This window comes from Pseudoduganella sp. GCM10020061, from assembly GCF_042683405.1.
Classification (GTDB): Bacteria; Pseudomonadota; Gammaproteobacteria; order Burkholderiales; family Burkholderiaceae_D; genus Telluria.
In genome coordinates, this window is the sequence record NZ_JBHUJS010000003.1 from 285,796 (window position 1) to 293,878 (window position 8,083).

Below are 8,083 nucleotides of genomic sequence, written 5' to 3' on the forward strand. Positions count from 1 at the left end.
AACGACATGAAGAAGACCATCGCCATCCTCCTGCTGGGCATTTCCGGCGCCGCTTTCGCACAGCAGGTCGAGCACATGGAGCCGCCGTTCTGGTGGACCGGCATGAAGCACAAGGGGCTGCAGCTGATGGTACACGGCAAAGGCATCGGCCAGACCGACCCCGCCATCGCCTACCCCGGCGTGACGATCCGCAGCGTGACGCGCGTGCCGAACAAGAACTACCTGTTCATCGACCTCGAGATCGGCGACGATGCCCGTCCCGGCAAGTTCGATATCCGCTTCGGCGGGGCAAAGCCGGTGACCTACACCTACAGCCTGCTGGAACGCGCGCCCGGATCGGCGCAGCGGCGCGGTTTCGACAGCAGCGACGCCATCTACCAGGTCATGCCGGACCGCTGGGCCAACGGCGATCCGTCCAACGACAACATCAAGGGCATGCCCGACAGCGCCAACCGCAAGGAGGGCTACGGCCGGCACGGCGGCGACCTGGCCGGCATCGGCGCCAACCTCGATTACATCGCCCGCCTCGGCTTCACCCAGCTGTGGCCGACGCCGGTGGTCGAGAACAATATGCCGGGCTTCTCGTACCACGGCTACGCCGCAACCGACCACTACAAGGTGGACGCGCGCTACGGCAGCAACGAGGACTACGTGCGGCTGGTGCGCGCGGCCAAGGAGCGCGGGATCGGCATGATCCAGGACGTGGTGCTGTCGCACATCGGATCGAACCACTGGTGGCTGAAGGACCTGCCGATGAAGGACTGGCTGAGCTACGACGGCAAATTCGTCGGAACCGAGCATCACCGCGTCTCGGTGCAGGATCCGTACGGCTCAGAAGCCGACAAGCGCAACTTCGTCGATGGCTGGTTCGGCAAGTCGATGCCGGACATGAACCAGAAAAACCCGCTGGTGGCGAATTACCTCATCCAGAACAACATCTGGTGGATCGAGTACGCCGGCCTGTCGGGACTGCGCATCGACACCTACGGCTACTCGGACGGCGCCTTCCTCACCGAGTACGGCCGCCGCATCATGGCCGAGTACCCGCGTTTTAACATGGTGGGCGAGGAATGGCACAAGTCGCCCAACATCGTCTCGCGCTGGCAGGCGGGGAAGCAGAACTTCGATGGCTACCGCACCTACACCCCGAGCATGATGGACTTCCCGATGGCCGAAGCGATGCGCAGCGCGCTGGCCGCGCCGCCCGCCTGGCGCGCGTTCAGCGACGTGTACGAAACCCTGTCCCAGGACTACGTCTATCCGAACCCCGGCAACCTGGTCCTGTTCGAAGGGAACCACGACGTCGCGCGCCTGTACAGCGTGGTCGGCGAAGACTACGGCTACTGGCAGATCGCCATCGCCTACATCATGACCATGCCGCGCATTCCGCAGCTGTACTACGGCACCGAGATCCTGATGACCAGCACCACCAAGGGACGCGACGACGCCAGCTACCGCCACGACTTCCCGGGCGGCTGGGCGGGCGACAAGGTCAGCGCCTTTACCGGTGCGGGACTGAGCGAGCGCCAGAAAGCGGCCCAGGAATACGTGCGCAAGCTGGCCAACTGGCGGCGCACGCAGCCGGTCATCCACCGCGGCAAAATGATGCACTTCGGCGCCGAGGGCGACACCTACGTCTACTTCCGCTACGACGACAGCAAGAAAGTACTGGTAGCATTCAACAAGGGCGACAAACCGGCCGTGCTGCCGGTCGCCCGTTTTGCGGAAGTGCTGGCCGGCGCCACGCGCGGCACCGATGTCGTCACGGGCAAGGTGCACGAACTGTCGTCCACCCTCACGCTGGCGCCCCGCAGCCCGTTGATCCTCGAACTGGAGCCAAACAAGTAATGAAAAAACTCGTCCTCGCGGTCGGCGCCGCGCTCACCATCATGCAGGCGCAGGCCGCCCAGAAACCGGGGCCCGACGCATTCTTCAATGAGATGGCGATCGCGGTGGCGCCGGGCGAGGAACGCCACTACGTGGTAGGCGACAATGTAGACGGGTACTTCGACGCCGTCACCCAGTCGTACGACAAGGGCCAGGGCTACGTGACGCGGGCCGGCACCTGGCTCAAGAACTACGTCACCTACGTGGGAGACCACGCCAACGACCGCACCCGGTCGCGCGAGGAAGTCCTGCCGTATGGGCACCGCATCACCTATCCCGATGGCGCAGTCGAGGAAATGGCGGTCCTGTCGGGCAGCCGGGCGATCGCGATGCGAATCACGGCCCCGCGCGAAGCCAGCCTGGCGCTGCAGCCCACGCTGACCGGCGAGGCGGAAAAACTGGCGCGCGTCGACCGCAACAGCGCGGACGGCAAGCTGGTGACCGTGGCGCTGCCCGGCGGCTATATGGCGCTGGCGTCGCGCGAGCCATTCGTGATGGAAGAAGCGCTGCTCCTGCGCCCGAAAGCGAAGACCACCTCGTTCACCGTGATCGCCGCTTTCGGCGAGACAGCCGCGCAGGCGCAGCGCCAGGCGGTGGCGCTGGCCGCCGTGGACGCCATCGGCGCCGAGCGCGCCAAACTGCACCGCGAACTGACGAAGAGCTACATCGAGACCAGCGACCGCCAGTACAACAAGGCGCTGAACTGGGCCAAGGCGTCCGCGCGCATGTTCGTGGTTGAAGAATTCGGCAAGGGCATCTGGGCGGGCCTGCCATGGTTCCGGGACAACTGGGGCCGCGACACCTTCATCGCGCTGCCGGGAACACTGCTGGTGTCCGGCCAGTTCAACGACGCCAAAGCCGTGCTGGCCAATTTTCCGCGCTACCAGAACCTGGACCGCGCGGACAAGAACTTCGGGCGCGTGCCGAACCGCGTGTCCGCCACCGAGGCGATCATCTACAACACGGTGGACGGCACGCCGTGGATGTTGCGCGAGGCGATCGAGTACATCCGCTACACCGGCGACAAGGCGTTCGCCGCGCAAATGTACAAGACGGCCCTGCCCTACTTCGAGGGCGTGGCGAAAAACTTCATCGACAAGCAGGGCCTGATGACGCACGACGACGCCGACACCTGGATGGACGCGCGCATCGCCAACAAGGAGCCGTGGTCGGCGCGCGGCAGCCGCGCCGTGGACATCCAGGCCCTGTGGTACGAGGCCCTGAACGCCGGCGCCTACCTCGCAACACAGGCCGGGGACGAGGCGCGCGCCAGGGAATGGAGCGCAATGGCGGGCAAGGTCAAGCGCAGCTTCCTGGAGCTGTTCTGGGATGGCAAGACGATGGCCGACCGCATCCGCCCGGACGGCAGCCGCGACACCAAGCTGCGCCCCAACCAGCTGATGCTGGTCTCGATCCCGTCCGACGACTTCGTGCCGCTCGATGTGCAGGCGGCGGTGACGCGCAACGCCGCCAGCGGCCTGCTCTACGAATACGGCATCGCCTCGCTGGGGCAGGAAGAGACCTACTTCCATCCGCGCCACGAGAACCCGGACTTCCACCACAAGGATGCGTCGTACCACAACGGCACCATCTGGGGCTGGAACGCGGGCTTCACGGTCACCGCGCTGAACAAGTTCGGCTACCAGGACCACGCGTGGAAGCTCACCTCCAACCTGGGCAAGCAGATCCTCGAGACCGGCACGCTGGGCACGATGAGCGAACTGGTGGACGCGCTGCCGCCCCTCAAGCCGTCTGGCACCTTTGCGCAGTCGTGGAGCGTGGCGGAATTCGCGCGCAACGCCTATCAGGACTACGTGGGCTTCAGGCCGGACCTGCTGGCCAACACGCTGCGCTTCGAGCCTGCGCTGCCGGCCGCATGGAAGAGCGTATACGCCGTGCTGCCGTTCGGCGCCGATGAACGGGTCGAAGCGCAGTTCGCCGACGGCCAATGGACACTGACACTGGCGGGCGCCACGCCGCGCAAGGTCGAATTCAGCTTCTTCAGGAGCGACAAGAGCCGCATGCGGGTCGCGTTCGAGCTCAAGCCGGGCGTCCCCGCCAGGCTGGCGTTGAACGACGCCGGCGCCACGCTCGACGGCAAGGCGATCGGCGCGACCGAGATCCAGCCATCGTTCGCGAAAGCGATCGGCGAACTCAAATTCGTCACGCCGAAACGCTACCAGCCGGAGGACTTCCCGATGCTGAAATCGAAGGATGTCCTGAAGGGCATCATCGAGCGGGGCGAATACCGTTGAAGAAGCGCATCCGCCTCCTGCTCGCCGCCCTGGCCGCCGCCTCGTCGATCGCTTCCGCGCAGGGACCGCTGGTCCACGACTTTTACGTGCGGGGCGGCTTCAACGGCTGGGGGATCGACCACAAGCTGGTACATGCGGGCGGCGGGATCTACCAGGTCGAAGTCGAACTCCCGCCGGGGAACCACCCGTTCAAGATCGGCCGCGCCGACTGGAGCGACGAATGGGTGATCGATCCGGCCAGGACGGTCCGCGTCACGCCGGGCTCCGCCTACCCGATGAGCACCAGCGCCGGACCGGAGGACTACCTCTTCGTCAAGACGTCTGCGCGCTACCGGTTCACCATCGATGCATCCCGGGCGGGCGCGCCCGTCCTGAGCGTAACGCGGATCGAGGCAGCGCGGGTGACCGAAGCGGCGCCGCATCCGGCATCCGGGCCGCAGGCCGTGCTGGCCTTTCCGACCTGGGACGGCAAGCGCGAGACGGCCGCGTTCTCGGCGGACGATGCGCCGCTGCGCACCTACGTGCATTCCACCACCGCGCAGTTGCGCGACCCCGGGCCGCAGTTCGCGCGCTACACCGAACCTGCCGGCGTGCCGCGCGTGCGTTCGGGCAGCCTGCCATTCGACGCCCTGTTCGCGCTCGCGGCCACCGAGATGAAGCAGGATTCGGTAAGCCGCATCGTGGACGGAAACTACAACGGCGGCGCACCTGTCGACTGCGAGTGCTTCGAGACCGGCGAGAAGTGGCACTACGTGTGGACGCGCGACCTGTCCTACGCTGCGGCGCTCGGCCTCGCGATGCTCGATCCGCAGCGCGTACGCAACTCGCTCGACTTCAAGCTGTCCGGCTACCGCGCCGGGATCGCGAAAGTGGATGTCGTGCCCGGCGGCGAAGATGGCTTCCAGGTCATCCAGGACACCGGCAGCGGAGGCAGCTGGCCGGTCTCGACCGACCGCGTCACCTGGGCATTCGGCGCCGAGGCCGCACTGCGCTCGCTCCCGCCTGCGGAGCGGGCCGCCTTCGCGCCGCGCGCGCTGAAGGCGCTGTCAAACACCATCGAGATCGACCGCGTCGCCGCCTTCGATCCGCGCACCGGGCTGTACACGGGCGAACAGTCATTCCTCGACTGGCGCGAGCAGTCGTATGCCTCGTGGATCGTCGACGACCTGTCCAGCATGGCCACCTCGGTGTCCCTGTCGACCAACGCAGCGCACTACAAGGCGCTCACGCTCGCAGCTCGCCTGGCGCGGGAACAGGGCGACCGGCCGCGCGCGCAGCGCTACGCTGCGTGGGCCGCCAGCCTGCGCAGCGCCATCAATGACAGGCTCTGGCTGAAGGATGCCGGCATGTACAGCAGCCTGGCGGCAGGGCACCTGGACGGCGCGCCGATGCACAAGTTCGACTGGCTGGGTCAGGCGCTGGCGATCGTCACCGGCATCGCCAGCGACACGCAGGCGGCCTCGATCCTGGCGCGCTATCCGCATGGGCCCATGGGGCCACCGGTCATCCATCCGCAGCAGCCGGGGCGGCCGGTGTACCACAACCGCGCGATATGGCCCTTCGTCACCGCGTACGGGCTTAAGGCGGCGGCGCAGCACCGCAACGTCAGCGTCGCCGACGCAGCCTACGCCTCGCTGATGCGCGGCGCGGCGCTGAATATCTCGAACATGGAAAACCTCGAGTGGCTGAGCGGTCAGTCGCTGCTGCTGGACGAGGCGAATCCGGACCTGATCGGCCCCGTCATCAACTCCCGGCGCCAGCTCTGGTCCGTGGGGGCCTATCTCGGCATGGTGATCGAAAACGTATTCGGCGTCACCGTGTCCGACACGGGACTTCGCGTGCGCCCGTTCATCACTGCGCGCCTGCGCCGCGAGACATTCGGCCAGACCGGCGTACTCAAGCTGCAAGGCCTGTCGCTGCGCGGGAAGGACATCGCGGTGACGGTCCACCTGCCGGCCGCTGCGCGCGGCAACGGCTACCACACGGTCGAGCGCATCCGGCTCAACGGCCGGGACGTGGGCGAGGACATCCGCTGGGAGCAGCTTGCCGCGCAGGACAACCGCATCGACATCACGCTCGGGTGGACCGCGCCGGGCGCGCAAGCCATCACTCCGGTCAACGCCAACCCCTATTCCGAATCGGCGGACGTGTTCGCGCCGCCGGAACCGGCCATCACCGCAGCCAGGCGCGAGAAGACGGGCGTGACACGCATCGACACCGGGCCAGTCGCGCCAGGCGCGGTGCTGAACATCTATCGCGACGGCAGGCAGGTAGCGGCGGGCGGGCGCGGGCGCAGTTGGCTGGACCGCAGCGGCGGCGCGGCGGCATGCTATGCCATCGAAGCGCAGTACACCGCATCGGGCCACCGGAGCCATCACAGCGCGCCTGCCTGTGTGGGCGCATCGGTCGAGATTCCTGTCACGGACCGCCGCGTCGAATCGACCGTCTCGGTGGACACCGCCACCGGACGCATCAAGGGCTGGGGCGAGCCGCGCGACCGTTTCGCGGTGCGCAGCGTCGGCGTGCCCGAAGCCGGCACCTACGCCGTGCAGCTGCGTTACCATAACGCCGCCAACCAGATCAACCTCGGCATCAGCGGCGGCGTGAAATGGCTGGCGGTGAAGGACGCGCACGGCCGCGTGGTCGCGCAAGGCGTCGTCCAGCTGCCGCACACCCGCCTCGCGCGCGGCGCCGAGCCAGGGGCGTATTCGACGCCGCTCATTGTGAAGCTCGCGCCGGGCAAGCCATACCGGATCGAGATGAGCGACTTCTACAACATGAGCTACCTTCAGAGTAACAGCACCTTCAGCGCGGCCGGCGGCGTGGCCGGGCCCTCGAACAGATTCGACATCCACGGCGTGCGTCTGCGCGCCATCACCGACATGGGACAACGATGAACATGATCCGATTTGCCTGGTGTGCGCTCGCGCTTGCTGCCGCCGGCGCGCACGCGACCACCGTGCGCATCCACTACGACGCTGGCAAGCAGGCGCTGGCCGTGCGCGGCGACAAAGGGCCGATGACGTGGTCGGAAGGCGTCGCGGCGGAGCGCGGCGTGGACGGCGTCTGGACCTACACCTGGCCGGACGCGCTGGGCGACGTCCAGATGAAGCCCGCTTTGGGCGACAAGGTATCGACGGGAGGCGTGTACCGGCTCGCGGCCGGGAGCACCGTCGACATCTACCCGTTCTTCGGCGCCCCGTTCGGCAAGGTCGCAATCGTCGACGGCATCGAATCGCCGCAGTTGAAGAACAAGCGCTCGCTGCGCATCTACCTGCCGCCGAGCTACCAGGAGAACACGCGCAAGCGCTACCCGGTCCTGTACATGCACGACGGGCAGAACCTGTTCGACGCCAAGACCGCCGCCTACGGCACCGAGTGGGGCATCGACGAAACGGTGAACCGCCTGATCGCCACCGGCCGCATGAACGAAGTGATCGTCGTCGGCATCGACAACACGCCGGACCGCATCGCCGAATACACGCCATGCTGCGACCCCAAGTATGGCGGCGGACGACTGGAAGCGTACCGCCGCTTCATCGTCGACACCGTCAAGCCCCACATCGACCGCAGCTACCGCACCTTGCCGGCGCGCGAGCACACCGCCATCATGGGATCCTCGCTGGGCGGCATCGCCTCCGTGTGGATCGCCCAGCGCGAGCCCAAGGTCTTCTCCAAGGCTGGCGGCGTCTCCAGCTCCTTCTGGTGGAACGAGCGCGCGCTGACGCAGACGCCGCCGCGGGTCCCGGTCAAGTTCTACATCGACGCCGGCACGCGCGACGACGGCCTCGCCGACACCGAGCGCATGCGCGACGCCATGGTCAGCGCCGGCTATGCGCCCGACGTCGACCTCTACTTCCACGCCGCCGAGGGCGGCAGCCACAACGAAAAATCGTGGGCCGCGCGCGTCGAAAAGCCCCTCACCTGGTTCTTCCCCTGGA

The 8,083-nt window shown here is 67.1% G+C and carries 4 protein-coding genes; all 4 read left to right on the forward strand.

Annotation, left to right across the window (positions count from 1 at the left end):
- Positions 1 to 6: 6 nt before the first annotated feature.
- Positions 7 to 1,848 carry a glycoside hydrolase family 13 protein gene (locus tag ACFSQR_RS08740; protein WP_377729337.1) on the forward strand — a complete coding sequence of 614 codons (1,842 nt, stop codon included), beginning with the start codon at positions 7 to 9 and terminating at the stop codon, positions 1,846 to 1,848.
- Positions 1,848 to 4,142 carry an amylo-alpha-1,6-glucosidase gene (locus ACFSQR_RS08745; RefSeq protein WP_377729338.1) on the forward strand — a complete coding sequence of 765 codons (2,295 nt, stop codon included), beginning with the start codon at positions 1,848 to 1,850 and terminating at the stop codon, positions 4,140 to 4,142. Before ACFSQR_RS08740 ends, ACFSQR_RS08745 begins: the two co-directional genes overlap by 1 nt.
- On the forward strand, positions 4,139 to 7,039 hold the full coding sequence (locus ACFSQR_RS08750) for an esterase (RefSeq protein WP_377729339.1): 2,901 nt from the start codon (positions 4,139 to 4,141) through the stop codon (positions 7,037 to 7,039). Before ACFSQR_RS08745 ends, ACFSQR_RS08750 begins: the two co-directional genes overlap by 4 nt.
- 2 nt (positions 7,040 to 7,041) lie before the next feature.
- Positions 7,042 to 8,083 (forward strand): alpha/beta hydrolase (locus ACFSQR_RS08755; protein ID WP_377729340.1); only part of this gene is annotated, 1,042 nt, incomplete at its 3' end.

Excerpts from the sequence above, each read along its gene's own strand:
- ACFSQR_RS08740 (WP_377729337.1), top strand. The coding sequence starts at position 7 with ATGAAGAAGACCATCGCCATCCTCCTGCTGGGCATTTCCGGCGCCGCT.
- ACFSQR_RS08745 (WP_377729338.1), top strand. The coding sequence starts at position 1,848 with ATGAAAAAACTCGTCCTCGCGGTCGGCGCCGCGCTCACCATCATGCAG.